Annotated in this window: 23 protein-coding genes, 3 tRNA genes and 1 pseudogene; 12 read left to right on the top strand and 15 right to left on the bottom strand. The window is 72.1% G+C overall.

All coding sequences use genetic code 11. From position 1 onward, the window contains the following. Position 1 precedes the first annotated feature (1 nt). Positions 2-529, top strand: a complete 528-nt coding sequence (locus tag BS73_RS19440) for a DUF3830 family protein (protein WP_235215459.1) — start codon at positions 2-4, stop codon at positions 527-529. A gap of 179 nt (positions 530-708) precedes the next feature. On the opposite strand, the gene BS73_RS19445 is transcribed toward BS73_RS19440, so the two are convergent. After that, on the bottom strand, positions 709-2,127 hold the full coding sequence (locus BS73_RS19445; RefSeq protein WP_037574269.1) for an amidase: 1,419 nt from the start codon (positions 2,125-2,127) through the stop codon (positions 709-711). Then, positions 2,124-3,176, bottom strand: a complete 1,053-nt coding sequence (locus tag BS73_RS19450) for a D-2-hydroxyacid dehydrogenase (protein WP_235215460.1) — start codon at positions 3,174-3,176, stop codon at positions 2,124-2,126. Before BS73_RS19450 ends, BS73_RS19445 begins: the two co-directional genes overlap by 4 nt. Positions 3,177-3,545: 369 nt before the next feature. Between BS73_RS19450 and BS73_RS19455 the strand changes: the two genes are divergently transcribed. The 3 genes from BS73_RS19455 to BS73_RS19465 all read left to right on the top strand — a co-directional run bounded on the left by BS73_RS19455 (position 3,546) and on the right by BS73_RS19465 (position 6,106). Continuing rightward, positions 3,546-4,490, top strand: coding sequence for a maleate cis-trans isomerase family protein (locus BS73_RS19455; protein ID WP_037574272.1), 945 nt, complete (start codon positions 3,546-3,548; stop codon positions 4,488-4,490). A gap of 116 nt (positions 4,491-4,606) precedes the next feature. Next, positions 4,607-5,368: a maleate cis-trans isomerase family protein gene (locus BS73_RS19460; RefSeq protein WP_152617875.1), complete on the top strand. Its 762-nt coding sequence runs from the start codon at positions 4,607-4,609 to the stop codon at positions 5,366-5,368. A 36-nt stretch (positions 5,369-5,404) separates the two neighbouring features. Further along, positions 5,405-6,106, top strand: a complete 702-nt coding sequence (locus BS73_RS19465; RefSeq protein ID WP_037574275.1) for a GntR family transcriptional regulator — start codon at positions 5,405-5,407, stop codon at positions 6,104-6,106. 108 nt (positions 6,107-6,214) lie between these two features. Here BS73_RS19465 and BS73_RS19470 read toward each other — a convergent pair. Beyond that, positions 6,215-6,298, bottom strand: a tRNA-Leu gene (locus BS73_RS19470). Between the two features lie 564 nt (positions 6,299-6,862). Between BS73_RS19470 and BS73_RS19475 the strand changes: the two are divergent. The 6 genes and pseudogenes from BS73_RS19475 to pknB all read left to right on the top strand — a co-directional run bounded on the left by BS73_RS19475 (position 6,863) and on the right by pknB (position 15,018). After that, a pseudogene (locus tag BS73_RS19475) lies at positions 6,863-7,806 on the top strand (FhaA domain-containing protein). Between the two features lie 10 nt (positions 7,807-7,816). Then, positions 7,817-8,335 carry an FHA domain-containing protein FhaB/FipA gene (locus BS73_RS19480; protein WP_037574276.1) on the top strand — a complete coding sequence of 173 codons (519 nt, stop codon included), beginning with the start codon at positions 7,817-7,819 and terminating at the stop codon, positions 8,333-8,335. A 68-nt stretch (positions 8,336-8,403) separates the two neighbouring features. After that, positions 8,404-9,894: a Stp1/IreP family PP2C-type Ser/Thr phosphatase gene (locus BS73_RS19485; protein WP_037574279.1), complete on the top strand. Its 1,491-nt coding sequence runs from the start codon at positions 8,404-8,406 to the stop codon at positions 9,892-9,894. 21 nt (positions 9,895-9,915) lie between these two features. Continuing rightward, positions 9,916-11,313: an FtsW/RodA/SpoVE family cell cycle protein gene (locus tag BS73_RS19490; RefSeq protein ID WP_051940122.1), complete on the top strand. Its 1,398-nt coding sequence runs from the start codon at positions 9,916-9,918 to the stop codon at positions 11,311-11,313. Between the two features lie 64 nt (positions 11,314-11,377). Then, the gene (locus BS73_RS19495; protein WP_037574281.1) at positions 11,378-12,838 is read left to right on the top strand and encodes a peptidoglycan D,D-transpeptidase FtsI family protein; all 1,461 of its coding nucleotides are present in this window, start codon (positions 11,378-11,380) and stop codon (positions 12,836-12,838) included. Positions 12,839-13,065: 227 nt separating this feature from the next. Continuing rightward, positions 13,066-15,018, top strand: a complete 1,953-nt coding sequence (pknB, locus tag BS73_RS19500) for a Stk1 family PASTA domain-containing Ser/Thr kinase (RefSeq protein WP_037574284.1) — start codon at positions 13,066-13,068, stop codon at positions 15,016-15,018. Positions 15,019-15,109: 91 nt separating this feature from the next. Here pknB and BS73_RS19505 read toward each other — a convergent pair whose 3' ends face one another. The 5 genes from BS73_RS19505 to BS73_RS19525 all read right to left on the bottom strand — a co-directional run bounded on the left by BS73_RS19505 (position 15,110) and on the right by BS73_RS19525 (position 18,608). Then, on the bottom strand, positions 15,110-15,910 hold the full coding sequence (locus tag BS73_RS19505) for a class E sortase (RefSeq protein WP_084704196.1): 801 nt from the start codon (positions 15,908-15,910) through the stop codon (positions 15,110-15,112). A 46-nt stretch (positions 15,911-15,956) separates the two neighbouring features. Continuing rightward, entirely contained in the window at positions 15,957-16,610 is a 654-nt protein-coding gene (locus tag BS73_RS19510) for a class E sortase (RefSeq protein WP_037580252.1), read from the bottom strand. A gap of 187 nt (positions 16,611-16,797) precedes the next feature. Further along, positions 16,798-17,448: an aminodeoxychorismate/anthranilate synthase component II gene (locus BS73_RS19515; protein ID WP_037574288.1), complete on the bottom strand. Its 651-nt coding sequence runs from the start codon at positions 17,446-17,448 to the stop codon at positions 16,798-16,800. Next, positions 17,445-17,789 (bottom strand): hypothetical protein, encoded by a 345-nt coding sequence (locus BS73_RS38815; protein ID WP_051940123.1) that lies wholly within the window; start codon positions 17,787-17,789, stop codon positions 17,445-17,447. Before BS73_RS38815 ends, BS73_RS19515 begins: the two co-directional genes overlap by 4 nt. A 117-nt stretch (positions 17,790-17,906) precedes the next feature. Beyond that, positions 17,907-18,608, bottom strand: coding sequence for a class E sortase (locus BS73_RS19525; RefSeq protein WP_265736867.1), 702 nt, complete (start codon positions 18,606-18,608; stop codon positions 17,907-17,909). 257 nt (positions 18,609-18,865) lie between these two features. On the opposite strand from BS73_RS19525, the gene crgA reads away from it, so the two are divergent. Next, complete coding sequence (gene crgA, locus BS73_RS19530) at positions 18,866-19,126, top strand: cell division protein CrgA (protein WP_037574293.1); 261 nt, start codon at positions 18,866-18,868, stop codon at positions 19,124-19,126. Positions 19,127-19,229: 103 nt separating this feature from the next. Here crgA and BS73_RS19535 read toward each other — a convergent pair whose 3' ends face one another. Both BS73_RS19535 and BS73_RS19540 read right to left on the bottom strand, forming a co-directional pair. Continuing rightward, positions 19,230-20,186, bottom strand: a complete 957-nt coding sequence (locus BS73_RS19535) for a rhomboid family intramembrane serine protease (RefSeq protein WP_084704771.1) — start codon at positions 20,184-20,186, stop codon at positions 19,230-19,232. A 155-nt stretch (positions 20,187-20,341) separates the two neighbouring features. After that, entirely contained in the window at positions 20,342-20,866 is a 525-nt protein-coding gene (locus BS73_RS19540; RefSeq protein WP_037574299.1) for a peptidylprolyl isomerase, read from the bottom strand. 242 nt (positions 20,867-21,108) lie between these two features. On the opposite strand from BS73_RS19540, the gene BS73_RS19545 reads away from it, so the two are divergent. Beyond that, complete coding sequence (locus tag BS73_RS19545; protein ID WP_037574302.1) at positions 21,109-21,840, top strand: DUF5324 family protein; 732 nt, start codon at positions 21,109-21,111, stop codon at positions 21,838-21,840. Positions 21,841-21,904: 64 nt separating this feature from the next. On the opposite strand, the gene BS73_RS19550 is transcribed toward BS73_RS19545, so the two are convergent. The 5 genes from BS73_RS19550 to gyrA form a co-directional block, all read right to left on the bottom strand. Beyond that, a tRNA-Ala gene (locus BS73_RS19550) sits at positions 21,905-21,977 on the bottom strand. An 87-nt stretch (positions 21,978-22,064) separates the two neighbouring features. Next, complete coding sequence (locus tag BS73_RS39705; RefSeq protein ID WP_235215461.1) at positions 22,065-22,193, bottom strand: DLW-39 family protein; 129 nt, start codon at positions 22,191-22,193, stop codon at positions 22,065-22,067. 165 nt (positions 22,194-22,358) lie between these two features. Then, positions 22,359-22,432 (bottom strand) — tRNA-Ile (locus tag BS73_RS19555). A gap of 107 nt (positions 22,433-22,539) precedes the next feature. Continuing rightward, positions 22,540-23,193 (bottom strand): DUF3566 domain-containing protein, encoded by a 654-nt coding sequence (locus BS73_RS35550; protein WP_084704198.1) that lies wholly within the window; start codon positions 23,191-23,193, stop codon positions 22,540-22,542. A gap of 248 nt (positions 23,194-23,441) precedes the next feature. Beyond that, the gene (gene gyrA / locus BS73_RS19565) at positions 23,442-26,075 is read right to left on the bottom strand and encodes a DNA gyrase subunit A (RefSeq protein ID WP_037574306.1); all 2,634 of its coding nucleotides are present in this window, start codon (positions 26,073-26,075) and stop codon (positions 23,442-23,444) included. Positions 26,076-26,106: the final 31 nt, after the last annotated feature.

Below are 26,106 nucleotides of genomic sequence, written 5' to 3' on the forward strand. Positions count from 1 at the left end.
CATGCCCATGGACCGTTTCATCGAGGTCTCCCTGCCCAAGCGCGGCGTGAGCTGCACCGCGAAGCTCCTCTTCGACCGGGCGCCGATCACCTGCCAGGCGATCTGGGACGCGCTGCCGCTCGGCGGCGACGTCTACCACGCCAAGTACGCGCGCAACGAGATCTACACCCTGGTACCGCCGTTCGCGCCGCAGGAACCGCCGCTGGAGAACCCCACCATCACGCCGATCCCCGGCGACCTGTGCTACTTCACCTTCTCCGACACCCAGTTGAGCAGCTCCGCCTACGGCTACGAGGCGGCCGCCGAGCAGCAGGGCACCAGGGCCGCGCACGCCGAGCGCACCACCGTGGTCGACCTCGCGCTCTTCTACGAGCGCAACAACCTGCTGATCAACGGCGACGCCGGCTGGGTGCCCGGCATCGTCTGGGGCGCCATCACCGAAGGCCTGGACCGCATGGCCGAAGCCGCCCAGGACCTCTGGCGCGCCGGCGCCCTGGGCGAATCCCTCCACTTCAAGCGCGCCGACTAGCCCCGAGCGCAGCGAGCGCAGCGCCGAAGGCGCAAGCAAGGGGCGCGGGGAACTGCGCGACCAACCACCAACGGCGCCGCGCCCGGCGACGGCCCCCCGGTTGCAGCCGGACCTCCGTCGCCGGCCGCGGCGCCGTCCCGCGCGGAGGCGCAGCCTCGGCCGCAGCCGCAGCCGCCGCCTCAGCCGACCGGCCCCGTCCCGACCACCCCCTCCGCGCACAGCGCGGCATGCAGCACCGCGGAAGCCCGCAGCACCAGCTCGTCCCCATGCCGGGCGGCCACCAACTGCGCCCCCACCGGCAGCCCCCCGGCGAGGCCGGCCGGCACCGTCGCCGCCGGCTGCTGGGTGAGGTTGAACGGGTAGGTGAACGGCGTCCACCCGGTCCACCGGCGCAGCCCGCTGCCCGGCGGCACCTCGACCCCCGCCTCGAACGCCGGGATCGGGATCGTCGGCGTCAGCAGCAGGTCGTAGGTCTCGTGGAAGCGCCCCATCCACACCCCCAGCGCCATCCGCTCGTCGACCGCTCCCAGGTACTCCAGCGCGCTCTTCGCCGCGCCCTCCCGGCAGATCTCCTGCAGTCCCGGGTCCAGCCGCGCGAACTGCTCCGGGCCCAGCTGCTCGACCACCTTCGCCGCCCCCGAGAACCACAGCGTGTGGTACGCCTCCACCGGGTCGGCGAACCCCGGGTCGGCGGTCTCCACGTCCGCGCCCAGCCGCTCCAGCAGCCCCGCGACCGCTTCCACCCGGGCAGCGACCTCCGGGTCCACCTCGGCACCCGCCAGGGTCGGCGCGTAGGCGATCCGCAGCCCCGCCAGCGAGCCCATCGCCAGCGCCTCGGCGACCGCCGCCCGGTACCCCCCGCGCGGCGACTCCAGCGCCGACCAGTCCCGGCTGTCCGGCCCCGTCACCACGTCCATCAGCAGCGCGGCGTCCTCGACGGTCCGGGCCATCGGCCCGGCATGCGCGAGGGTGCCGAACGGCGAGGCCGGATAGAGCGGGATCCGACCGTACGTCGGCTTCATCCCGAAGATCCCGCAGAACGCCGCCGGGATCCGCACCGACCCGCCCCCGTCGGTGCCCACCGACAGCGGCGCCATCCCGGCGGCCACCGCCGCCGCGCTGCCGCCCGAGGAGCCGCCGGACGTGGTCGACGGGTTCCAGGGGTTGCGGGTGATCCCGGTCAGCGGGTTGTCGGTGACGCCCTTCCAGCCGAACTCCGGGGTGGTGGTCTTGCCGACGAAGACCGCCCCCTGCTCCCGCATCCGCGCCACGCTCGGCGCGTCCTCCGCCCACTCGCGCTCCGCGGAGATGCTCAGCGAGCCCCGCAGGGTGGGCCGGCCCCGGGTGTACAGCAGGTCCTTGATGGAGACCGGGACGCCGTCCAGCAGCCCCGCCGGCTCCCCGCGGCTCCACCGGTCCTCGCTCCGCCGGGCCTCCTCCATCGCCGCGTCCGCCTCGACCAGGCAGTACGCGTTGAGCACCGGGTCCGCGGCCTCGATCCGGTCCAGCACCGAGGCGGTGGCCTCGACCGGCGAGAGCTCCTTGGACTCGTACGCGGCGACCAGCTCGGTCGCCGTCATCGCATACGGCTCGGTCATCGGTTCCCCTCCTCGTCCGGGGCCGGCGCGCCGGCCGCGACCGGTACGTAGCCCAGCTTCTTGTCCACGACGTTGCGCAGCGGCCGGCCGGCCCGCCAGCGGGCGAGGTTGTCCGCGAAGACCTCGGCGAGGTCCTCCAGCCAGCTGTCGGTGTCGGCCGACATGTGCGGCGAGACCAGCAGGTTCGGCGCCGTCCAGAGCGGGCTGCCGGCGTCCAGCGGCTCCTCGCGGAAGACGTCCAGCGCGGCCCCGCCGAGCCGCCCGTCCGCCAGCGCCGCCAGCAGGTCCTCCTCGACGACCAGCGGGCCGCGGCCGACGTTCAGGAACCGCGCCCCGCGCTTCATCCGGGAGAACGCCGCCGCGTCGAACATCGAGTCGGTCTCCGCGGTCAGCGGAGCGGCGCAGACCACCCAGTCCGCCTGCCCCAACAGGCCTTCGTCAGACACGAGTTCGTCGAATCCGTGCACCAGGCCGAGCTCCGGGTCGTCCTCCCGGCGGGTCCGACCCACCAGGTCCGCCCGCAGCCCGAGCGCCCGCAGCGTCCGCAGTACGGCCCGTCCGATCGGCCCGCCGCCGACGACCACCGCCCGCGTCCCCGCGACCCGGCCGGTGACCCGGTGCTCCCAGATTCGGTTCCGCTGCCGCTCGTAGGTCCCGGCGAAGTCCTTGGCCAGGGCGATCACCCAGCCGGCCACGTACTCCGCGATGGGCTGCTCGAAGACCCCGCGGGAGTTGGTGACCAGCACGTCGGACTCGGTCAGCGCCGGGAACATCAGCCGGTCCACCCCGGCGCTCGCGGTGTGCACCCAGCGCGGGCCGCCCTCCTCGGGCCAGGCGGCGGGCAGCGCCTCGGTGCCGAACTCCCAGACCAGCAGCACGTCGGCGGCCGGGAGCTCGGCGGCGAGCCGCTCCTCGGGGATGCAGACCAGCTCGGCCTCGGCGGCCACCCCGGCCAGCTCCGGCGGCGGTTCGCCGGCGAGTACCAGCACCCGCGGGGCCCGGGGCTCGCGCGGAGGGCTGGACGCACGGAGGGATTCGCTCTTCGTCACGACGGTCCTTCGGATCGCTCGGCGATTCGCCGACAGGAGGTGAGAGGCGGGCGGTGCGAGGTAAGAGGCAACCGGCAGGCAACCGGCGGGCAACACGTGCGGTGCAGACTGGGAGGACAGGCGGCACGACGCTTCCGGCGGCCGCCTCCCACCAGCCGGTTCACCCGCGTCGACGGGTCGTTGCCGGCAGGGGATTGACACGCTAAGCAGCAGATCTTTACGTTGTCAACAATCTACACGGCTCCCCGGTCCGTCCGCAGGGGACGGCCCGGACCGCAGGCACCGCACAACCCACTCGTCATCGTGTCCACCTCTGGCGCGTGGTCCGGGGATTCGGCCGCGCGCGTGCAGCCACGAAGGGGCCCTGCATTGGACATCACCACCTTCGGCGGCCCGGTACCGCAGCGCGGCATCGGCGTCGTCGCCCCGTTCGACTTCGCACTCGACCGGGAGCTCTGGCGGTGGACGCCAGAGGAGGTCTCCCTCCACCTCACCCGCACCCCCTACGTGCCCGTCGAGGTGAGCGTCGACATGGCCCGCCTGATCAGTGAGCACGAGACACTGCAGTCCGCGGTCACCGCCCTGGACGCGGTCCGGCCCGTGTCCTTCGCCTACGCCTGCACCTCGGGCAGCTTCGTCGGGGGCATCCCGCACGAGCGCGCGATGTGCTCCTCGATGAGCCGGGCCGGCCGGGACATGCCGGCCGTCACCACCTCCGGCGCCCTGCTGGAGGCGCTGCTCGAACTGGGGGCCCGCCGGGTGAGCGTGATCACCCCCTACACCGCCTCGCTCACCGACGCGCTGGCGGACTTCCTCGCCGAGGCCGGCGTGGAGGTGGTCAGCCGCCAGTACATGGGGCTGACCGGGGAGATCTGGAAGGTCGGCTACCGCAACGTGGTGGACCTGGCCCGCACCGCGGACCTGTCCGAGGCCGACTGCCTCTTCATCAGCTGCACCAACCTCGCCACCTACGACGTGATCCCGCAGCTGGAGGCCGAGCTGCGGATCCCGGTGATCTCGGCCAACCAGGTCACCATGTGGGCCGCGCTGCGGCACATCGGCCTGCGGGCCACCGGCGACTACCAGTCGCTGATCGACCAGGCGGCCCGCGAGGCCCTCGGCCCGTACCTCCGCAACAGGTCCCTGCCGCTGCCGCCCGCCGAGCCCCTGCCCTCGGCCGAGCCGCTGCCGCCCGCCGAGCCGCTGCCCGCCACCGGCCCGGCGCCGTGCGAGCCAACCCTTCCGGACCCCCCTCCGGCCGGCCAGCCGGAGGATCCGGGTCCGGCATCGGAACCCAACTGGCCCGAGCACTAAGCCGGTTGACCAGCGCCCAGGGGGTTCCCCGGGCGCCTTCCGATGTCAACAATCTGCACTTGCCGGGCTTTCGCCGCTAGAATGCCCGCACGAAAGGACCACTCAGCATGAGCGACATGGCGGCCCGCGTCGGCTTCCTCTACCCCGGCCACTCCGCCGAGGACGACTACCCCCGGCTGGAGGCCATGATCGGCGGCGGGGTGCGGCTGACCCTCGTCCACACCGACATCGGCACCGACGCCCACCGGCCCGACGAGCTGCTCGAGATGGGCGCCACCCACCGTCTCAAGGCCGCCCTCGGCGAGCTTCTCCGGCAGCCGCAGGACGCCGTCGTCTGGGCCTGCACCAGCGCCAGCTTCATCTACGGCCCGGAGGGCGCCCGCCGCCAGGTCGAGGAGCTGGCCGAGGCCGCCGGGCTGCCCGTCGAGCGGGTCTCCTCCACCTCCTTCGCCTTCACCGGCGCCGTCCGGGCGCTCGGCGTACGGCGGCTGGCGATCGCCGCCACCTACCCCGAGGACGTGGCCGGCTACTTCGTCCGCTTCCTGGAGGCGGCCGGCTCCCAGGTGGTCCAGGTCTCCGGGCGCGGGATCATCACCGCCGCCGAGGTCGGCACCCTGGGCCGCGACGAGGTGCTGGAGCTGGCCCGGTCCAACGACCACCCGGACGCCGAGGCGATCCTCCTCCCGGACACCGCGCTGCACAGCGCGGCCTGGCTGGACGAGCTGGAGGAGGCCGTCGGCAAGCCGGTGCTGACCGCCAACCAGGTCACCGCCTGGGAGGGCCTGCGGCTTGCCGGGGACGCCGCCCCGCGCCCCGGCCTCGGCTCGCTCTTCCGGCGCTCCCGAACCCCCGATCACCCCACCCATGCGGCCGTGTGAGCCACGGCCGCAGCCACTCGAGGAATCGAACTGAATATGGCCACTGCGAAAGCCCTGCGACCGGTCAAGCGGGAACCCGCGTCGACCATCATCGCCGCCCAGCTCACCGAAGCGATCATGGACGGCACCCTCGCCCCCGGCACCCAGCTGGGCGAGGCCGAGCTGGCCGGCCAGCTCGGCGTCAGCCGCGGCCCGCTCCGCGAGGCCCTGCAGCGCCTGGTGCAGCAGGGCATCGCGGTCAGCGCCCCGCACCGCGGCGTCTTCGTGACGACGCTGGACGAGGACGACGTCCGGGACATCTACCTCGCCCGCACCGCCATGGAGTCCGCCGCCTGCCGGCTGGTGCTCCAGCGGGACCCGCAGCGGACGGCGGACCGGCTGGCCAAGGTGCACCGCACCATGGCGGCGGCGGCCCGCCGCGGCAACCTCACCGCGATCGGCACCGCGGACACCGAGTTCCACCAGGTCCTGGTCGAGGAGTCGGGCAGCCCCCGGCTCCGGCGGATCTGCGAGACCCTCTTCGTCGAGACCAGGATGTGCCTTTCCGCACTCACCGGCGAGCACCCCGACCCGGACGCCCTGGTGGAGGAGCACGCGGCGCTCATCGAGGCGCTGCGCGAGGAGGACGAGCCGCGCCTCCTCGCCCTGATCGAGGAGCACATGCAGGACGCCGTGCGCCGCCTCACACCCCCGTCGCTTGACGAGATCGCGGAGACCCCGGCCGCCGCCGGCGGCTGACCCCCGCCCGCGCCCGGGGCCGCCCGCGCCCCTGGGCGCACGGTGCCGGCGAGAGCACACGAAAGAGCCCCTTCCCGGAGATCTCCGGGAAGGGGCTCTTCCACTGTGTGCGCGAGGGGGGAGTTGAACCCCCACGCCCTTTCGGGCACTGGAACCTGAATCCAGCGCGTCTGCCTATTCCGCCACCCGCGCATTGGGTGTGCCGTCGATGCTACCGAACTCCTCGGCCGAGGTTCAAACCCGATCCCGACCAGGTTCTCCGCCCCGGCTCCGCTCTCCGGCGGCGCCTTCCGACGTGGAAAACATTAGCACGTCGGAGGGGGTGCCCCGGACCACCCCGGACCACCCCGACCCTTACCACCAGGGCGCCGCCGGGCCCGGTCGCGGCACACCCGATGGACGAAGCCGAACGGGTGGATCGGCTCAGGTCCCCCGGATGACCATGGCCGCGCGGGGGTAACCGTGGACTGCGGACCCGGGCCCCCTCACCAACTTCCGCCGGACGGTGGCATGCTGCCGTTAGCCACCGGTGCCGAACCGTGGCCGCGGTGTGCAGCAGTTGTGTTCCGCGCCACAGGGGACCGGTGCTCGATCGCCCTCCGGACGGGGAACCGCACAGTTGCCCGCCGCGTGGATACGATCAGTAAGCACGACAGCAGTACCGGGTGGCGACGTCCCCGACCGAGCCCACCCGGCATGCCGGAAGCTGCACACGAAGAGCAGGCCGATGGAACACGCAACGGAAGGGGGTGCCCCATGGGAGTCCTGAAGAAGTTCGAACAGCGACTCGAGGGTCTTGTGAACGGCACCTTCGCCAAGGTGTTCAAGTCCGAGGTCCAGCCGGTGGAGATCGCCGGGGCGCTGCAGCGCGAGTGCGACAACAACGCCTCGATCTGGAACCGGGACCGCACCGTCGTCCCCAACGACTTCATCGTCGAGCTCAGCCCGCACGACCACGACCGGCTGAGCCCGTACGCGCACCAGCTGGGCACCGAGCTCGCCGGGATGGTCCGGGAGTACGCCCAGGCCCAGCGCTACTCCTTCATGGGGCCGCTGCAGGTGCACCTGGAGCGGGCCGAGGACCTCGACACCGGGCTCTACCGGGTGCGCAGCCGCACCCTGGCGGCGGGCGAGGCGCAGGGCCAGCAGCCCCCGGGCTCCTACCAGCAGCCCCCGCAGCCGGGCGGCTACGGCTACCCGCCGCCCGGCGGCTACGGCCAGGGCCCGCCCGCCCCGCGCCTGCGCCGGGCTACGGTCCGCCCCCGGGCCAGCAGCCCCCCATGCCCTCCGCCCCGCCGCCCGTCCCCGGCTACTCGCCGACCATCGGCGGGAACGAGCCGAGCCCGGCGGCCGCCCAGCCCGGCGGCCAGGGCGTGCCCGGCGGCTACGGTTCGCCGGCGCCCACGGGCGCGGGGCAGCCGGGCCGCAACTGGCTGGAGATCAACGGCAGCCGGCACCAGATGACCGGCGCGCCCGTGGTCCTGGGCCGGAGCACCGAGGCCGACATCCGGATCGACGACCCCGGTGTCTCCCGCAAGCACGCCGAGATCAGGCCCGGAAATCCGCCGATGGTGCTCGATCTGGGCTCCACCAACGGCATCGTGGTGGACGGACAGCACACCCAGCGCGCTACGCTCCGCGACGGCTCACGGATCGTCGTGGGCAGTACCACCATCGTCTACCGGCAAGCCGAAGGGTGACGCGGCCCACATGTCAGAGCTGACCCTGACGGTCATGCGGCTGGGATTCCTCGCCGTTCTGTGGCTGTTCGTGATTGTCGCCGTGCAGGTGATCCGCAGCGACCTGTTCGGCACCCGGGTCACCCAGCGGGTGGCCAGGCGGCCCGCCGCGGCCGCCGCCGGCCGGCAGCAGCCGCCGGCCCAGCGCGGCGGGCAGCGCGCCGCCGGCCGCAAGGAGAACCGGCAGCGCCGGGGGGTGCCCACCCAGCTGGTGATCGTCCAGGGCTCGCTGGCCGGCACCACGGTCGCCCTCCAGGGCCAGACGATCACGCTCGGCCGGGCGCACGATTCCACAATCGTGCTGGACGACGACTACGCGTCCTCCAGGCATGCCAGGATCTATCCGGACCGCGACGGTCAGTGGATCGTCGAGGACCTGAACTCGACCAACGGCACCTACCTGGACAAGACTCGGCTCACCACGCCGACGCCGATCCAGCCGGGCATGCCCATCCGAATCGGCAGGACCGTCATCGAGCTGCGGAAGTAGTAGCGCATGAGGGATCGGATTCAGCCCGCCCGCGGGACGGCCGCACACCCGAAGGGGGACGGCACCGCATGAGCCTCGTGCTGCGCTTCGCCGCAGGATCGCACAAGGGGATGATCCGGGAGGGGAACGAGGACTCCGGGTACGCGGGCCCGCGGCTGCTCGCCGTCGCCGACGGCATGGGCGGTGCGGCGGCCGGCGAGGTCGCCTCCTCCGAGGTGCTGACCACGATGGTCTCCCTGGACGAGGACGTCCCCGGCACCGACGTGCTGACCGCCCTCGGCCAGGCCGTCGACCGGGCCAACGACCGGCTGCGGGAGCTGATCGAGGAGGACCCGCAGCTGGAGGGGATGGGCACCACCCTCACCGCGCTGCTCTGGACCGGCCAGCGGCTCGGCATGGTCCACATCGGCGACTCGCGCGCCTACCTGCTGAGGGACGGCGTCCTCAACCAGATCACCCAGGACCACACCTGGGTGCAGCGGCTGGTGGACGAGGGCCGGATCACCGAGGAGGAGGCCTCCACCCACCCGCAGCGCTCCCTGCTGATGCGCGCCCTGGGCACCGCGGAACGCGTCGAGCCCGACCTGTCGATCCGGGAGGTCCGGGCCGGCGACCGGTACCTCCTCTGCTCCGACGGGCTCTCCGGGGTGGTCTCCCACCAGACCCTCGAAGAGACCCTGGGCAGCTACTACTCCCCGCAGCAGACCGTGCAGGAGCTGATCCAGCTCGCCCTGCGCGGCGGCGGCCCCGACAACATCACCTGCGTGATCGCCGACGTCCTGGACGTGGGCGGCCCGGACACCACCCTGGCCGGCCAGCTGAACGACACCCCGGTGGTGGTCGGCGCGGTCTCCGAGAACGCCGCCAACCCGGCGGGCGGCCCCTGGGGCGGCCACCACACGCTGCCCAACACCCCGGCCGCCCGGGCCGCGGGCCTGGGCCGGAGCGGCTCCCCCGACCCCTCGGGCCAGGCCGAGACCGGCTACGACGGGTACGACGGCCTGGACGAGGACGAGCCGTACGGCAGGCCGCGGCGCCGCCGCCGCGGCCTGAAGGCCGGACTGATCACCCTGGCCGTGCTGGTGGTGCTGGCCGGCGGCGGCTGGGCGGGCTACCAGTGGACCCAGAGCCAGTACTACGTGGGCGCGGACGGCGACCACGTGGCGGTCTTCCGCGGGGTCAACCAGAGCCTGGCGGGGATCGACCTCTCCTCGATCTACCAGGACTACCCGGGGATCCAGCTCAAGTACCTGCCGTCCTTCCAGCAGACCCAGGTCGACGGCACCATCAGCGTCTCCAGCCTGAGCGACGCCCAGTCCAAGGTGGCCTCGCTGCAGGACCAGGCGACCGTCTGCAAGACCGTGGCGACGACCGGGAAGCCGTCCTCCCGCACCTCCTCCGAGTCGGCCAGGCCCACCCCCTCCGCGGGTGCGAGCAGCAGCGCGAAGCCCGGCGCCCCGCGCCCGACGGCGAGCGCCTCGCCGTCCGCCACGCCCAGCCTCACCCAGCAGCAGCGCCAGCTCGCGGGGCAGTGCGACACCGCCTCCGGCACGCCCTAGGGCGGCGCCGAGGTGAGCACCTTGAGCGGTAGGGGCCCCGCCACCAGCACGATCACCATCACCCCGCAGGGAGCGCCGAACCGCCGCAACACCGAGCTGGCCCTCCTCGTCTTCGCGGTGCTGATCCCGGTCTTCGCCTACGCCAACACGGGTCTGGCGATGGACGGGTCGGTGCCCGCCGGGATGCTGGGCTACGGCCTGGGGATGGGCGGCCTGGCACTGGTCGCCCACCTGGTGGTGCGCCGCTGGGCGCCGTACGCGGATCCGCTGATGCTGCCGATCGCCACCCTCCTCAACGGGCTCGGGCTGGTCTTCATCTGGCGGCTGGACAAGGCCAAGGAGCTGCAGGACAACTCCAGCTCGGCGCCGACCCAGCTGGTCTGGTCCGCGCTCGGCGTGGGCCTCTTCGTGGGCGTGCTGATCCTGCTGCGGGACCACCGGCTGCTCCAGCGCTACACCTACATCTCGATGGCGGCGGCCATCGTGCTGCTCGCCGCCCCGGCGTTCTTCCCGGCGGTCTACGGCGCCAAGGTGTGGATCAAGATCGGCGGGTTCTCCATCCAGCCGGGCGAGTTCGCCAAGCTGGTGCTGCCGGTGTTCTTCGCCGGCTACCTGATGGTGAAGCGGGACGCCCTCGCGCTGGCCTCCCGGCGGGTGCTGGGGCTCTACCTGCCGCGCGGCCGGGACCTCGGGCCCATCCTCGCGGTCTGGCTGCTCTCCCTGCTGATCCTGGTCTTCGAGACGGACCTGGGCACCTCGCTGCTCTTCTTCGGCATGTTCGTGCTGATGCTGTACGTCGCCACCGAGCGCACCAGCTGGATCGCGGTCGGGCTGCTGCTGTCGGCCGGCGGGGCCTTCGCGGTGGGCTCCACCGAGGGCCACGTCCACCAGCGGGTCACCGACTGGCTCCACCCCTTCGCCCAGGGGCTGGCGCACAAGGGCAACTCGCAGCTCGCCGAGTCGCTCTTCGCCCTCGGCTCCGGCGGGACCCTGGGCACCGGACTGGGCCAGGGCCACTCCTGGCTGATCGGCTTCGCCGCCAAGAGCGACTTCATCCTCGGCACCATCGGCGAGGAGCTCGGGCTGGCCGGGCTGATGGCGCTCTTCCTCCTCTACGCGCTGCTGGTGGAGCGGGGGATGCGGACCGCCCTGGCGGCCCGCGACCCGTTCGGGAAGCTGCTGGCGGTCGGCCTCTCCGGCGGCCTCGCCCTCCAGGTGTTCGTGGTCGCGGGCGGCGTCACCGGGCTGATCCCGCTGACCGGGATGACTTTGCCGTTCATCGCCCAGGGAGGGTCCTCCGTCATCGCCAACTGGGCCCTGGTGGCCGTGCTGTTGAAGATCAGCGACTCGGCCCGCCGCCCCGCACCCGGTCCCGAGCCCTCCGCGGACGCGGAACCGACCCAGGTGGTGAGGGCGTAATGAACGACGTGTACACAGGTGTACCGCGAACGAGTGCCGCCGACGAAGGAGGGGCGACCCCCGAATGAACAAACCGATCCGCAGGGTCTCCCTCTTCTGCCTGCTGCTGGTGCTCGCCCTGCTGGTGCGGGTGAACTGGGTGCAGGGGGTGCAGGCCAACGCCCTGGACACCAACGCGAACAACCAGCGGGTCGCCATCGAGCGGTACGCCTACCCGCAGGGCAGCATCATCGTCGACGGCAAGCCGGTCACGAAGTCCATCAACGTCAACGGCTACCGGTACAAGTACAAGCAGGGCTTCGCCGACGGCCCGATGTACGCGCCGATCACCGGCTACTCCTCGCAGGCCTACGGCAGCACCGGCCTGGAGAACCTCGAGGACGGCATCCTCTCCGGCAACGACGACCGGCTGTTCTTCCGCAACACCCTGGACATGCTGACCGGCAAGCCCAAGCAGGGCGGCAACGTCATCACCACGATCAACTCCAAGGTGCAGCAGGCGGCCTGGAACGGCCTCGGGGACAAGCGCGGCGCCGCGGTGGCGCTCGACCCGTCCACCGGCAAGATCCTCGCGCTGGTGTCCAAGCCCTCCTACGACCCCGGCACGTTCGCCGGGATGAGCTCCGCGGACCAGAAGGCCTGGACGGCGCTGACCAGCGACAAGGACCAGCCGATGCTGGACCGCGCGCTGCGCCAGACGTACCCGCCGGGCTCCACCTTCAAGCTGGTCACCACGGCCGCCGCGCTGGAGAACGACCCCAACCTGGACATCAACGCGGCCACCGACTCGCCCAACCCGTACAAGGCCCCGGACACCGACCACCCGCTGACCAACGAGGGCAACATCCCCTGCACCAACGCCTCGCTGATGCAGGCCCTCCAGTACTCCTGCAACACGGTGTACGGAAAGCTCGGCGCGGACATGGGCCGGGCGAAGATGCTGGCCGAGGTGAAGAAGTTCGGCTTCGACGACAGCAACCTGACCACCCCGATCGGCGTCGCGAAGAGCAACTTCGACCAGACCCCGAACGGGCAGGCGCTGCTCGCCCTGGACTCCATCGGCCAGCACGACACCACGGCCACCCCGCTGCAGATGGCGATGGTCGCCTCGGCGGTCGCCAACAACGGCGTGCTGATGAAGCCGTACCTGGTCGCGCAGGAGGAGGCGGCGAACCTCTCGGTGGTCTCGCAGACCAAGCCGCAGCAGTACTCGCAGCCGCTCAGCGCCGCCAACGCGCAGAAGCTGCAGCAGCTGATGGAGAACGTGGTCCAGAAGGGCACCGGAACCACCGCGCAGATCCCCGGCGTCACCGTCGGCGGCAAGACCGGTACCGCGCAGAACGGTGTGGACAACTCCGGAAACCCGTACGCCTGGTTCGTCTCCTACGCCAAGGTCGGCGACAGCTCGCCGATCGCGGTCGCGGTGGTGGTCGAGGCGAGCAAGACCCAGCGCAGCGAGATCTCCGGTTCGGGCCTCGCCGCTCCCATCGCGAAGGCCATGATGGAAGCCGCGATCGGGAAGTGATCACAGGGAGACCGGGCAGTCGTACGGGGAAAACCCGGTGGCGGCTGTCCGGTAACGCACAACGGTGAGAGGAACGTAAGGGCCCCTGTCCGAGTGATACCGGTCTCGTATCGAGTCGCGCTCGCGGCCGGGATCGCCGCCGCGGGCCGGTAGCGTATCCGCAGGCGGCCCCTCGGGGGTCACGCAGGACCATGCCTCAATACCGGTGAGGGAGAGGGCTGGAAGCTATGGAAGAGCCGCGTCGCCTCGGCGGCCGGTACGAGCTGGGCTCCGTGCTCGGGCGCGGAGGGATGGCCGAGGTCTACCTCGCCCACGACACCCGGCTCGGCCGCACCGTCGCGGTGAAGACGCTTCGGGCCGACATGGCCCGCGATTCGACGTTCCAGGCCCGGTTCCGTCGCGAGGCACAGTCGGCGGCCTCGCTGAACCATCCGGCCATCGTCGCGGTCTACGACACCGGCGAGGACTACATCGACGGAATCTCCATCCCGTACATCGTGATGGAGTACGTCGACGGATCGACCCTGCGTGAGCTTCTTCACTCCGGCCGGAGGCTGCTGCCCGAGCGCGCCATGGAGATGACCATCGGCATCCTCCAGGCCCTCGAGTACTCCCACCGCAACGGCATCGTCCACCGCGACATCAAGCCAGCCAACGTCATGCTGACCCGGAACGGCACGGTCAAGGTGATGGACTTCGGCATCGCCCGCGCCATGGGCGACTCCGGGATGACCATGACCCAGACCTCCGCGGTGATCGGCACCGCCCAGTACCTCTCGCCGGAGCAGGCCAAGGGCGAGCAGGTGGACGCCAGGTCCGACCTGTACTCGACCGGCTGCCTCCTCTACGAGCTGCTGGCACTGCGTCCGCCGTTCATCGGGGACTCCCCGGTCGCCGTGGCCTACCAGCACGTCCGCGAGGAGCCGCAGCCGCCGTCGGCCTTCGACCCCGAGATCCGGGCCGACTACGACGCGGTCATCCTCAAGGCGCTGGCCAAGGACCGCGACTACCGCTACCAGAGCGCCGACGAGATGCGCGCCGACATCGAGCGCGCCCTCGACGGACTGCCGGTGGCCGCCGCGCAGACCATGATGCTCGGCGCCGCCGGGCAGCAGGGCTACGGCGCCGACCCCTACGCGGCCACCAACGTGATGCCGCAGCAGAACCCCGGCGCCACCACCGTGATGCCGCCGCAGAACGGCAACGCCGGCTACAACGGCGCCCGCGCGGGCGGCTACGACAACGGCGGTTACGACGGCTACGGCGACGACTACGGCGGCCGCGGCCACGCCGGACCGCCGCGGCGGCGCGGGCGGGCCTCCTGGGTCCTCCTCGGCCTGGCCGCGGTGCTGGTGCTGGCCGGCTCGTTCTTCGTGGCCAAGTCGATGTTCGGCGGCCACACCAACCAGCAGACGACGGTGCCCAACCTGGTCGGCAAGACCTGGTCCGAGGCGCAGTCCGCGGTGAACGGCTCCTCGGACGGCAGCGGCAGCCTGAAGCTGGTCAAGGGCGCCGCCGAGACCTGCGACAGCAGCATCGCCGGCAAGGGCCAGGTCTGCTCGCAGACCCCGGCGGCGGAGACCTCGGTGGCCGACGGCACCACCGTCACGGTCCGGCTCTCCAGCGGCCCCAAGTCCTTCTCGGTGCCGGACGAGACCGGGAAGACCCAGTCGCAGGCGACCGCCGACCTGACCAACGCGGGCTTCGCCACCCACATCACCCAGCAGCCGTCCACCAGCGTTCCGGCCGGCCAGGTGATCTCGCAGAACCCGCCGGGCGGCGCGCAGGCGTCCAAGGGCGCGACGATCACCCTGACCGTCTCGCAGCAGTCGAGCGCCCAGGTGCCGGCGGTCGTCGGGGAGAACTACAACGACGCCGTGCAGCAGCTCAAGGCGGCCAACCTGAACTACGCCGAGCAGATCGGCCCGCCCACCCCGGGGCAGGGCGACAGCGTGGTGGTCTCCATGCAGACCTCCGACGGCACCCAGGTGAGCGCGGGCCAGCAGGTCCCCGCCGGCACCCAGATCACCCTGGTGGTCACCCCGGCCGACAACACCGCGCAGACCGGGGGCAGCCCGAGCACCTCGGGCAGCCCGTCCCCCACGCAGGGTCAGGACGGAAGCACCGGTAACGGCATCCTCGGCCAGCTCAACGGCGGCGGGAACGGCAACGGCGGCTGACCTCGCCGTACGCCGGCCTCACCGGTCGTTCTGACCCGTCCGGTCCGCAGGGCCCCGGGCCGCTCCGCGAGGGGCGGGCCGGGGCCCTGCGCTATCGCAGCTCCGCCGGGACGTCCCGGCGGGCGTCCACCGGGAGGGTGCGGGTCAGCCGGCCCCACACGGCCATCCGGTAGCGGGAGGTGTAGGCCGGGGTGCAGGTGGTCAGCGTGATGTAGCGGCCCGGGCCGGTGAAGCCGGACTCGGGCGGGACCGGGGCCACCACCCCCACGTCGTACTTGTCGGTGCGGGGCAGCACCCGGGAGACCGTGTACTCGTACCAGGTGTCCCGGGTCTCGAAGCCGATCAGATCGCCCGGGCGAAGCTCCGGCAGGTCGTGGAAGGCGGCTCCGTGCCCGTCCCGGTGCGCGGCCATGGCGAAGTTGCCGCTCCGGTCCCACGGCATGGCCGCGCGGTACGGCTGCCGGTACACCCCCGCCACGCCCTGGTCGAGGACGTCCAGGCTGGTGCCCAGCATCACCGGGAGCTGGTAGCCGGGGCCGAGCCGGGGGATGTGGAGGAAGCCGATGCCCTCGCCGGGCCGGTAGATCCGCGCCGGCGCGGAGGCCGCGTCCCCGTGGTGCGGCCGGCCCACCGCCAGCCAGGACTGCCGCAGCCGCTGGGCGTCGTCGCCGGCCTGGCGCTCCGCCAGGACGTCGGTCCACCACAGCGAGTAGACGACGAAGAGGCCGAGCAGCAGGCCGAGAGTGATCAGCACCTCGCCGCCCACCCCGACGGCGGAGGCGATCCGGCCGCGGCGGCGGGCGGGGGAGGCCGCCGGGGCGGCGGGGTCGGGCCGGCCGGAGCGGCCGGGCCGTTCGGGCGGTTCGGGCAGAGGATCGGGGTTCTGAGGCATCGTCGGCTCCGGGGGACCACGGTGGACGGACCCCCTGCCGCGGTGCTCAGCCGCCCGTCAGCGCCTTCGGCTTGCCCTCGCTGCGCGGCCGGTCCTCGACCAGCTTCCCCCAGACGATCAGCCGGTACTCGGAGGTGAACTCGGGGGTGCAGGTGGTGAGGGTGATGTACCGGCCGGGGCCGGTGAAGCCGGACTCCTTGGGCACCGGGGTGATGGTGTCCACATTGCTGGGCGAGGTCTGCGGCAGGGTGTTGGTGATCTTGTAGGTGTAGTAGTCGTGCGCCGCCTCGACGATCACCTCGTCGCCCGGGACCAGCTTGTTGATGTACCGGAACGGCTCGCCGTGGGTGTTGCGGTGCCCGGCGAGCGCGAAGTTGCCGGTCCTGGCCCACGGGAAGGCGGTCTCCAGGGCGCCCGTGTAGTGGCCGACCTCGCCCTTGTCGAGGATCGACTGCTTTCCGGTGCCCTCCGCGATCGGCGCCTGCACGTCCAGCTTGGGTATGTAGATGATCGCGAAGACGGTGCCGTACGAGAACGACCTCGGGTACGCGGCGGCCGAGTCGTGCGCCCCGTCCCACTGCTTCTGCAGCCGCTGGGCCTCGCCGCGCGAGTGGTTGTCCGCCGCGACGTTGGTCCACCACAGCTCGTAGGCGACGAAGAGGAAGAGCACCACACCGAGGGTGATGAACACCTCGCCCATCACCCGCACCGCGGCCAGGCCGCGGCTCTCCCGGGCCGGGGGCTCCCCGGGCCACCGGCGCCCGTCCCGGGCCCGGAGCCGGCCGCGGGGCCGCTCCTGCGCCGCTTCCCGCTGCCGCGGCCGGCGGCCCGGTGCCGGGCGGCGTGCCGCCCGCCCGAGACACGGCCGCCCTGCGGAACAGTGCCGGTCACGCCGCTCCCCGGCCCACCACGGGGGCGAGGCCGGCCGAACGCTCGACCGCTCCGGCGTCCCCGCAGTCCTCCAGCCAGTTGGCCAGCATCCGGTGACCCCACTCGGTGAGGACGGACTCGGGGTGGAACTGCACCCCCTCGACCGGCAGCCGGCGGTGCCGCAGCCCCATCACCACACCGCTGCCGGTCCACGCGGTGATCTCCAGCTCGGCCGGAACGGTCTCCCGCTCCACGGCCAGCGAGTGGTAGCGGGTCGCGGTGAACGGCGCCGGCAGGCCGCGGAAAACCCCGCCGCCGCGGTGGCTGACCTCGGAGGTCTTCCCGTGGAGCAGCTCGGGCGCCCGGTCCACCACGGCCCCGTAGGCCACCGCGATGGACTGCAGGCCGAGGCAGACCCCGAAGACCGGCAGCCCGGCCTCCGCGCAGCCGCGGGCCATCTCGACGCAGACCCCGGCCTCCTCGGGCGTGCCAGGGCCGGGGGAGAGCAGCACCCCGTCGTAACGGCCGCGGCCGGCGGCGGCCACCTCGGCGGCGTCGACCTGGTCGTTCCGCAGCACCTCGCACTCGGCGCCGAGCTGGTACAGGTACTGGACGAGGTTGAAGACGAAGCTGTCGTAGTTGTCCACGACGAGGATGCGGCGGGTCATGCGGGAAGGACTCCGTGGATCACGCGGGCGGGGATCGAGCCGGGCGAGAGGCGGGGGTCGGGTGCCCCCGCGCCGTTGAGCGAGGAGGTGCCGTGGGAGGCCCCGGTGCCCGGCGAGGCCGTGGACCCGGCACCGTCACCGGAGGGCGGCACCGGCCGGACGTTGCTGCTGCCGCCCCCGCCGCCGCCGTTGACCGTGGCGTCGCCGAACGGGAGCAGCGGCTCGGCCCACGGGAAGACGAACTGGAAGAGGAGGTAGACCACGCCGAGGGCGAGCACCAGTGAGGTCAGCGCCCGCACGGGGGCGTTGCCCGGCAGGTGCCGCCAGATCCATCCGTACACCGGCTCTCCTCCCTCACCGTCACACCGTTCGCTTCGGCGGACGACCGCCGCACCCGCACCGCAACAGAGTAAGGCGCCGAGGCCCCCGCCGGGCCCAGGCTCCACTCGGTGTGCTCATCATTTCAACGCATCCGGAGTACCCCGGCCGACCGGCGACACCGACTCCAGATGCCCCCATTCGATCAGCCGATGGCTGTGTCCCCACGGCGGGTCGCAGGTGGTGAGGGTCAGATAGCGGCCGGGCCGGGTGAAGCCGGACTCCACCGGGACCGGGTCGAGAACGTGGATGTCGGTGGGCAGGGTCAGGAACGGCTTCCGGTCGATCCGGTACACGTACCAGTCCGCGGCGTCCCGCAGCACCACCGCGTCCCCCGGCCGCAGCTCCGGGAAGTCGTTGAACGGGTTGCCGTACGTCCTGCGGTGGCCCGCCAGCGCGAAGTTGCCGCTGCCGCCGAGCGCGGCCGTCCCGGGGTAGTGGCCGATGCCCTTCTGGAGGTCCGGCACGCCCACCCCCTCGATGACGGGCTTCGCCCAGTCCTTTCCGAACCGCGGGATGTACAGCACGGCGAAGGCCGCCCCGGGCGGATAGGCGACGGGGGAGGCCGAGGCCGGAGCCGAGGGGGCGGCGGGCGAGGGGGAGGCGGCGGCCGCCTGGCCCATCTGCGGGCTGTCGGCCCCCGGGGCGGCCCGCTGCCACTGCTGGTTCAGCCGGCCCACCTCGTCCCGCATCGCGGAGTCCGCGGTGAAGCTGGTCCAGTAGAAGACGTACACGACCAGCAGCACCATCAACGCCCCTGCGGTGATGCAGAGTTCGACCACGGAACGTGCGAGTATCCGGCCCAGGCCCACGGACGGCTCCCTCCGGTCAGGGACCCACTGTGCATGCCGGAGGGTGAGGAGTCATCACCCATGGGCGAACTCATATCGGACACCGATCGGGGGACGCTTGCCGGACCCGCCCCGCCCGGCGATTCCACCGCGTATCCTTATCCCCCGCCGACCGAGGCAGGCACTACGCTAACCGTCGCCGACAGGCTTGCCGCGCAGTACAGCGACGCTTACCAGGAGAGGCTCCCGTGCCGAAGTCCCGCATCCGCAAGAAGGCCGACTACACGCCGCCGCCTGCACCCGCGGGAGCGGGCGCGGTCAAGCTCAAGTCGGGGCGGGGCTGGGTGGCCCCGCTGATGCTGGTCTTCTTCCTGATCGGCCTGGTCTGGATCGTCCTCTACTACGTCACCAGCGGGCAGTGGCCGGTGCAGGCCCTGGGCAACTGGAACATCGTCATCGGCTTCGGTTTCATCGCGGCCGGCTTCGGCGTCTCCACTCAGTGGAAGTGAGCGCCAGTTCGGTTGTCCACATGGTTATCCACAGTGGGGAAAAACTCTGACTATCTGTGGATAACTTTGCCGACGAAACTGCCCGTTTCGTTGTTTCTGCAGGTCAGCCAGTGATCCGCACGGTGCCCCACCAGGACACCAGAGCGACCAGGACCAGCACCCCGGCGACCGCGAGGGTCTCCATCCGGCGCCGCTTCGCCCGGGGCGCGTAGGCCATCGCGGCCGCCACCACCCCACCCGCCACCAGGCCGCCGACATGGGCCTGCCAGGCGACGTCCGGGATCGAGAAGGTCACCACCAGGTTGAAGACGATCAGGGCGACCAGCGGGCCCAGCGCGTAGCCCCGCCGACGGTAGAGCACCACCGAGGCGCCGATCAGTCCAAAGATCGCCCCCGAGGCACCCAGCGAGGGCTGGTTGGGCGCGGCCAGCAGCAGGCTGAGCGCGCTTCCGGCCAGCCCGGAGACCAGGAAGACGGCCAGATAGCGGGCCCGGCCCAGCATCCCCTCCAGCGGGGCGCCGATCCACCACAGGAGCAGCATGTTCGTCCCCAGGTGCCACGGGATCGGTGGGGACGAGACCTCGTGGAGGAAGACCGCGGTCAGCAGCCGGTAGCTCTGCCACGGCGAGGTCGCCACGCCCTGGACGCCCATCCCCGGAACGTACGCGCCGCCGAGCATGGTGAACCGGTCCACGAAGCCGCTGCCCAGGGCCAGTTCGAGCAGCCAGACCAGGACACAGACGCCGATCAGGGCGGTGGTCACCGGCGAGTCGCCCAGCGCGCCCACCCCGACCGCGCGACCGCCGTCGGTCGCACCGGAACCCAGCACCCCGCCGCGCGCCGCCCTGCCGGCGCCCCGCACACAGTCCGGGCACTGGAAGCCGACCGAGGCGCTGATCATGCACTCGGGGCAGATCGGGCGTCCGCAGCGGGTGCAGCGCACTCCCGCCGGGCGATCCGGGTGGCGGGCGCAGCGGACCACCTCGGAGCCCTCCCCTGACCCGCCCTCGGGCCGGTTCTCAGGCCGGTTCTCAGGCCCGCCCTCGGGCCCGCTCTCGATCCCCACTGGAATCCCGTCCGCTCGTCCGCAGGTCGTGCAACGAACACGCGGGGTGCCGACCGCCCGCTGCCCACGCGTCTCCGGGGCCGGCGGCAGGCACCCCTGCACGGCGTGCTCAAGCGTGCTCAGACGTGCTCAGACATCCTCAAGCCTGATCAGCCGCGGCTGATCTCCACCGACTCGATGACAACGTCCTCGGCCGGCACATCGTTCCGGCCGGTCTTCACCGCGGCGATCTCGTCCACGACCTTCTTGCCGGCCTCGTCCGCGACCTCGCCGAAGATGGTGTGGCGGCGGTTCAGCCAGGTGGTGGGCTCGACGGTGATGAAGAACTGCGAGCCGTTGGTGCCCGGACCGGCGTTGGCCATCGCCAGCAGGTACGGACGGTCGAAGGACAGGTCCGGGTGGAACTCGTCCTCGAAGGCGTAGCCCGGGCCACCGGTGCCCAGGCCCAGCGGGTCGCCGCCCTGGATCATGAAGCCGGCGATCACCCGGTGGAACTTGGTGCCGTCGTACAGCCGGTCGGTGGTCCGCCTACCGGTCGCCGGGTGGGTCCACTCACGGGCGCCCTCGGCGAGCTCGGTGAAGTTGCGCACCGTCTTGGGCGCGTGGTCCGGGAACAGCTTGACCTTGATGTCCCCGTGATTGGTCTTGAGAGTGGCGAAAAGTTCCTCGGCCACGATGAGCCTTCCTGGGTGCCTACACAACTGACATGAGGAATACTCCCACGCCCTGTGGAAAGCGGACCAAAGAGAGCAGGATGCGTCTCGGAGTCCGCCCCGTCGGCGGCCGGCCGCTGTGCTGACCCGCAGTCAGCAGCGTTCACCGCCCGGGCTATCCCGAGGTGCCCTGTCGGCAACGAGCCGGAATGATCCAGGAGTGGCTCCGAGAGACACCGCAGCCGCCGAGGAGGAGGTTCAAGGTGACCCGCATTGATGCGGTCAAGGAGGCCGCGGGGCGCGCCAAGGGGCAGCTGGCCCCGTACGCGGCCAGCGCCGCCGAGGCCGCCGCGCACTACACCGGTCAGGCCAGGGAGCGCATCGCCGAGCCGCTCGGCCGGCAGCTTGAGCAGAACGTACGCCCCCAGGCGCGGCAGGCGGCCCAGAACAGCGCCAGGCACCTGGAGGAGCTCCGGCACTCCGCCCTGCAGGCCGGCCGGGAGCTGCCGCAGCGGATGGAGCCGCTGCTGGAGGAGGCGGCCGTAGAGGCCCGGCGGGCCGCCCGGCGCACCCGTTCCGCCGTGGCGGAGGCCCGCGGGGCGGCCGTGCAGGCGGCCGCGCCGGTCGCCCACGAGGCCCAGGCCCGCAGCGGCGCCGCGCTGGCCGCGCTGCGCGGACAGGTGCGCGCGGAGGACGTGCAGGCGCTCGCCCGCAAGGAGGCCAAGCGCCGCAGCGGCGGACGCCGGGCCCGCCGGCTGCTGCTGGTGGGTGCGGTCGCCGCGGCGGGCGGTGCCGCCTGGCTCTGGTGGCGGCGGCAGTCCAGCCCGGACTGGCTGGTCGAGCCGGCCGCCCCGGTGAGCCCGGCCCCGCGCCGGGCGCCGGCCGGGGCCACGGCCACCGCCGAGGAGCTCAGCCCGGAGGCCGAGCTGCTGGAGAAGGAGAAGCAGGCCGAGGAGGCCGAGGCCCGGCACAGCGGCCGGGACGGGGACTCCTGAGGGCCCCGGACAGGGGAGAAGCCGGGCGCGAGATCGCGCCCGGCTTCTCCTCCGCTGGGATCTGTGGAGCCTAGGGGAGTCGAACCCCTGACATCCGCCATGCAAAGACGGCGCTCTACCAACTGAGCTAAGGCCCCGCGAGCGGTCCTCCGACCGCCGGGCACCAGGGTACCTGTTCCGGGGGGCGCCCCCGTTGCGGAGGGGGGCGCACGGCTGTCGGAACGTCAGCGGCCGGACGGCACCGGGTCGGTGGCCTCGGTCCACAGGTCCTGCTCGGCGCGGTCCGCCTGCACCTGCCGGTACACGAAGTACCCGCCGAGTGCGGCCAGGACAATCAGGAGAAGCTTCTTCACCGCGCGACCTCGTCCTTCTCGCGTCATTGTGGCGACCGGCCCAGGGCCTGATCGCCGCCCGTGCGGCCGATGATACACACCCGTGACCTCGGCCCGGACGCGCCCTACCCGGCCCCTTCCACGACGAAGCCCCGGACGGTGATCCGTCCGGGGCTTCGCAGGCGGTGGGCCTAACAGGACTTGAACCTGTGGCCTCTTCCTTATCAGGGAAGCGCTCTAACCGTCTGAGCTATAGGCCCGCGCTGCGCTCCAAACATTAGCGCACCGGCCCGGGTCTGCCCAAATCCGTTCCCGGCGGACGGCCGGGAGCGATCGGGGGTGCGGCCCGGGCCGGAGGCCGGACCGGTCAGTCCTCCTCGGCGAGGGTGACCTCGACGCCGCCGGAGTACTCGGCGCAGATGTTGTAGATGAACGCGCCCAGCGTGGCCAGCGCGGTCACCAGCACGATCTCCACCGCCGCGACCACCAGCGTGAAGAGGAAGACGTTCCCGAAGGACAGGTACGACTCCAGGTTGAAGCCCCCGCCGCTGCTGGAGCCGGTGGCGTCCGAGATGGTGCCGCCGAGCGAGGAGAACACCCCGGCCGCGTCCAGCACCAGCCAGAGGAGGCTGACCGCCACGACGGTGATCACACCGGCCGCGATGGCCAGCAGGAACCCGGTCTTCATCACCGACCACGGGTCCGCCCTGGCGATCCGCAGCCGCGCCCGCCGGGCCCGCCCGGACGGCGCCGCCGCCGGCTCGGCCGGCTCGGCCGTCGCGCCGGGCGCCGCGGCCCTGCGCACCGCCTCGGCCACCCGGCCGCCGCGTCCCGCTCCCGATCCCGATCCGCCGCCGCGTCCGCCCGGGCGCTGACGCTGCCCTCGACCCGCCGTCGGCCCGCCGCCCTTCTGATAGGTCGTCGGCTGGGAGTAGCCGCTCTGCGGCCCGCCTCCCGGCTGACCGCCCTGCGGATAGCCCGATGCGCCGGGCGCGCCGGCGGCACCGGAGACCGCGGGCATAACCGACGTGCGGCCGGCCTGGGGATCGGCCGGGCCCCCGGGGCCGGCCGGCTGCTGCTGCCCCCCGGCCGCTCCGCCTCCCGCGGCTCCCCTGGCTCCACTCACCCTGGTCCTCCTGGTCTTCCGTCAGGGCCGGTCGGCCCTGACGCACAGTCACAGTTGCCCGGCCCCCGCGTCGGACCGCGGCACCCCCGGTTCCCCGGGCGGCCGCGGTCCGACGGTACGCCACTGCGGCGCCGGCGTGCGGATCAGGCCGAGCCGTCCTCCGAGCCCTCCGGGCCCTCGGACGCCTCCGCCTCCGCCGCCGCCTCCGCGTCCGCCGCGGCCTCTTCGAGCTCCTCGTCGCCGGCCGCCTCCGCGTTCCGGGCGATCCCGACGACCGCGTCCTTCTTGCCGAGGTTGATCAGCTGGACGCCCATGGTGTCACGACTGGTTTCCCGAACCTCCGAAACTCGGGTACGAATCACACCCCCGCTGAGGGTGATCGCCATGATTTCGTCGGTTTCGTCCACAATGAGCGCGCCGACCAGCGAACCGCGGTCCTCCACGATCTTGGCCGCCTTGATCCCCAGACCGCCGCGGCCCTGCACCCGGTACTCGTCCACGCTGGTGCGCTTGGCGTAGCCGCCGTCGGTGGCGGTGAAGACGAAGGTCTCCGGGCGGACCACGTTGAGCGACAGCAGCTCGTCGTCCTCCCGGAAGCTCATCCCCTTCACCCCGGAGGTGGCCCGGGACATCGGGCGGAGCGCCTCGTCGGTCGCGGTGAACCGGATCGCCTGCGCCTTCTTCGACACCAGCAGCAGATCGTCCTCGGCCGAGACCAGCTCGGCGCCGATCAGCTCGTCGGTGTTGCCCTCCTCGTCCTCGCGGAGGTTGATCGCGATCAGACCGCCGGAGCGCGGGGAGTCGTAGTCCTTCAGCGGGGTCTTCTTCACCAGGCCCTGGCGGGTCGCCAGCACCAGGTAGGGCGCCGCCTCATAGGTGCGGACCGCCATCACCTGGGCGATCTGCTCGTCCGGCTGGAAGGCCAGCAGGTTGGCCACGTGCTGGCCGCGGGCGTCCCGGCCGGCGTCCGGCAGCTCGTAGCCCTTGGCCCGGTAGACCCGGCCCTTGTTGGTGAAGAACAGCAGCCAGTTGTGGGTGGTGGAGACGAAGAAGTGGTCGACGATGTCGTCCTGCTTGAGCTTCGCCCCGCGCACGCCCTTGCCGCCGCGCTTCTGCGAGCGGTAGTCCTCGGTCTTGGTGCGCTTGACGTAGCCGCCGCGGGTGATCGTGACGACGATGTCCTCCTCGGCGATCAGGTCCTCCACGGACATGTCGCCGTCGAAGGGCACCAGCGCGGTGCGCCGGTCGTCCCCGAACTTGTCGACGATCGCCGCCAGCTCCTCGCTGACGATCTGCCGCTGCTTGGCCGGCGAGGCCAGGATCGCGTTGTACTCGTCGATCTTCGCCTGCAGCTCGTCGTGCTCGGCCATGATCCGCTGCCGCTCCAGGGCGGCCAGCCGGCGCAGCTGCATGTCCAGGATCGCGGTGGCCTGGATCTCGTCGATCTGCAGCAGGCCCATCAGGCCCTCGCGCGCCACCTCGATCGTCTCGCTGCGCCGGATCAGCGCGATGACCTCGTCGATCGCGTCCAGCGCCTTGAGGAGGCCGCGCAGGATGTGCGCCCGCTCCTCGGCCTTCCGCAGCCGGAACTTGGTCCGGCGGACGATGACGTCGATCTGGTGCGCCACCCAGTTGCGGATGAAGGCGTCCAGCGACAGCGTCCGCGGCACCCCGTCGACCAGCGCCAGCATGTTGGCGCCGAAGTTGGTCTGCAGATCGGTGTGCTTGTACAGGTTGTTCAGGACGACCTTGGCGACCGCGTCCCGCTTGAGGACGATCACCAGGCGCTGGCCGGTCCTGGAGGAGGTCTCGTCCCGGACGTCGGCGATGCCGCCGACCCGGCCGTCCTTCACCAGGTCCGCGATCTTCTGCGCCAGGTTGTCCGGGTTCACCTGGTACGGCAGCTCGGTGACCACCAGGCACTGCCGGCCCTGGATCTCCTCCACCGCCACCACCGCGCGCATGGTGATCGAGCCGCGCCCGGTGCGGTACGCCTCCTCGATCCCCTTGCGGCCGGTGATCAGCGCGCCGGTCGGGAAGTCCGGGCCCTTGATCCGCTCGATCAGGGCGTCCAGCAGCTCCTCGTTGCCGGCCTCCGGGTGCTCCAGGAACCACTGGGCACCGGACGCCACCTCACGCAGGTTGTGCGGCGGGATGTTGGTGGCCATGCCGACGGCGATACCGGCCGACCCGTTGATCAACAGGTTGGGGATGCGCGACGGCAGGACCATCGGCTCCTGGTTCCGGCCGTCGTAGTTCGGCTGGAAGTCGACGGTCTCCTCGTCGATGTCCCGGAGCATCTCCATGGCCAGCGGCGCCATCTTGCACTCGGTGTAGCGCATGGCGGCCGCGGGGTCGTTGCCCGGGGAGCCGAAGTTGCCGTTGGAGTCCACCAGCGGCATCCGCATCGACCACGGCTGCGCCAGGCGGACCAGCGCGTCGTAGATCGAGGAGTCGCCGTGCGGGTGGTAGGTGCCCATCACGTCGCCGACCACGCGGGCGCACTTGTAGAAGCCCTTCTCCGGCCGGTACCCGCCGTCGTACATGGCGTACAGCACCCGGCGGTGGACGGGCTTCAGGCCGTCCCGCACGTCGGGCAGCGCCCGGGACACGATCACGCTCATCGCGTAGTCGAGGTACGAGCGCTGCATCTCGGTCTCGAGACCGACCTGCTCGACCCGGAGCGCGACGCCCTCCGCCGGCACCTCGGTCACTGCCTCGTCGCGGGGCTCCGGACCCTCGTCCGCGGGCGGGTTCGTCTCGTTCTCGTCGGCCATTGCTGCTGTTCAGTCCTTTCGAGCGCGGCTG

Source organism: Phaeacidiphilus oryzae TH49 (genome assembly GCF_000744815.1).
In the GTDB taxonomy this organism is placed as follows: Bacteria; Actinomycetota; Actinomycetes; order Streptomycetales; family Streptomycetaceae; genus Phaeacidiphilus; species Phaeacidiphilus oryzae.

Bases quoted from the DNA above. Each gene is read 5' to 3' on its own strand.
- BS73_RS19495 (WP_037574281.1), top strand. From the start codon at position 11,378: ATGAACAAACCGATCCGCAGGGTCTCCCTCTTCTGCCTGCTGCTGGTG.
- gyrA (WP_037574306.1), bottom strand. From the start codon at position 26,075: ATGGCCGACGAGAACGAGACGAACCCGCCCGCGGACGAGGGTCCGGAG.
- BS73_RS19505 (WP_084704196.1), bottom strand. From the start codon at position 15,910: ATGCCTCAGAACCCCGATCCTCTGCCCGAACCGCCCGAACGGCCCGGC.
- BS73_RS19460 (WP_152617875.1), top strand. From the start codon at position 4,607: ATGGCGGCCCGCGTCGGCTTCCTCTACCCCGGCCACTCCGCCGAGGAC.
- BS73_RS35550 (WP_084704198.1), bottom strand. From the start codon at position 23,193: ATGCCCGCGGTCTCCGGTGCCGCCGGCGCGCCCGGCGCATCGGGCTAT.
- BS73_RS19485 (WP_037574279.1), top strand. From the start codon at position 8,404: ATGAGCCTCGTGCTGCGCTTCGCCGCAGGATCGCACAAGGGGATGATC.
- BS73_RS19515 (WP_037574288.1), bottom strand. From the start codon at position 17,448: ATGACCCGCCGCATCCTCGTCGTGGACAACTACGACAGCTTCGTCTTC.
- BS73_RS19440 (WP_235215459.1), top strand. From the start codon at position 2: ATGCCCATGGACCGTTTCATCGAGGTCTCCCTGCCCAAGCGCGGCGTG.
- pknB (WP_037574284.1), top strand. From the start codon at position 13,066: ATGGAAGAGCCGCGTCGCCTCGGCGGCCGGTACGAGCTGGGCTCCGTG.
- BS73_RS19465 (WP_037574275.1), top strand. From the start codon at position 5,405: ATGGCCACTGCGAAAGCCCTGCGACCGGTCAAGCGGGAACCCGCGTCG.
- BS73_RS19480 (WP_037574276.1), top strand. From the start codon at position 7,817: ATGTCAGAGCTGACCCTGACGGTCATGCGGCTGGGATTCCTCGCCGTT.
- BS73_RS19445 (WP_037574269.1), bottom strand. From the start codon at position 2,127: ATGACCGAGCCGTATGCGATGACGGCGACCGAGCTGGTCGCCGCGTAC.
- BS73_RS19510 (WP_037580252.1), bottom strand. From the start codon at position 16,610: ATGGGCGAGGTGTTCATCACCCTCGGTGTGGTGCTCTTCCTCTTCGTC.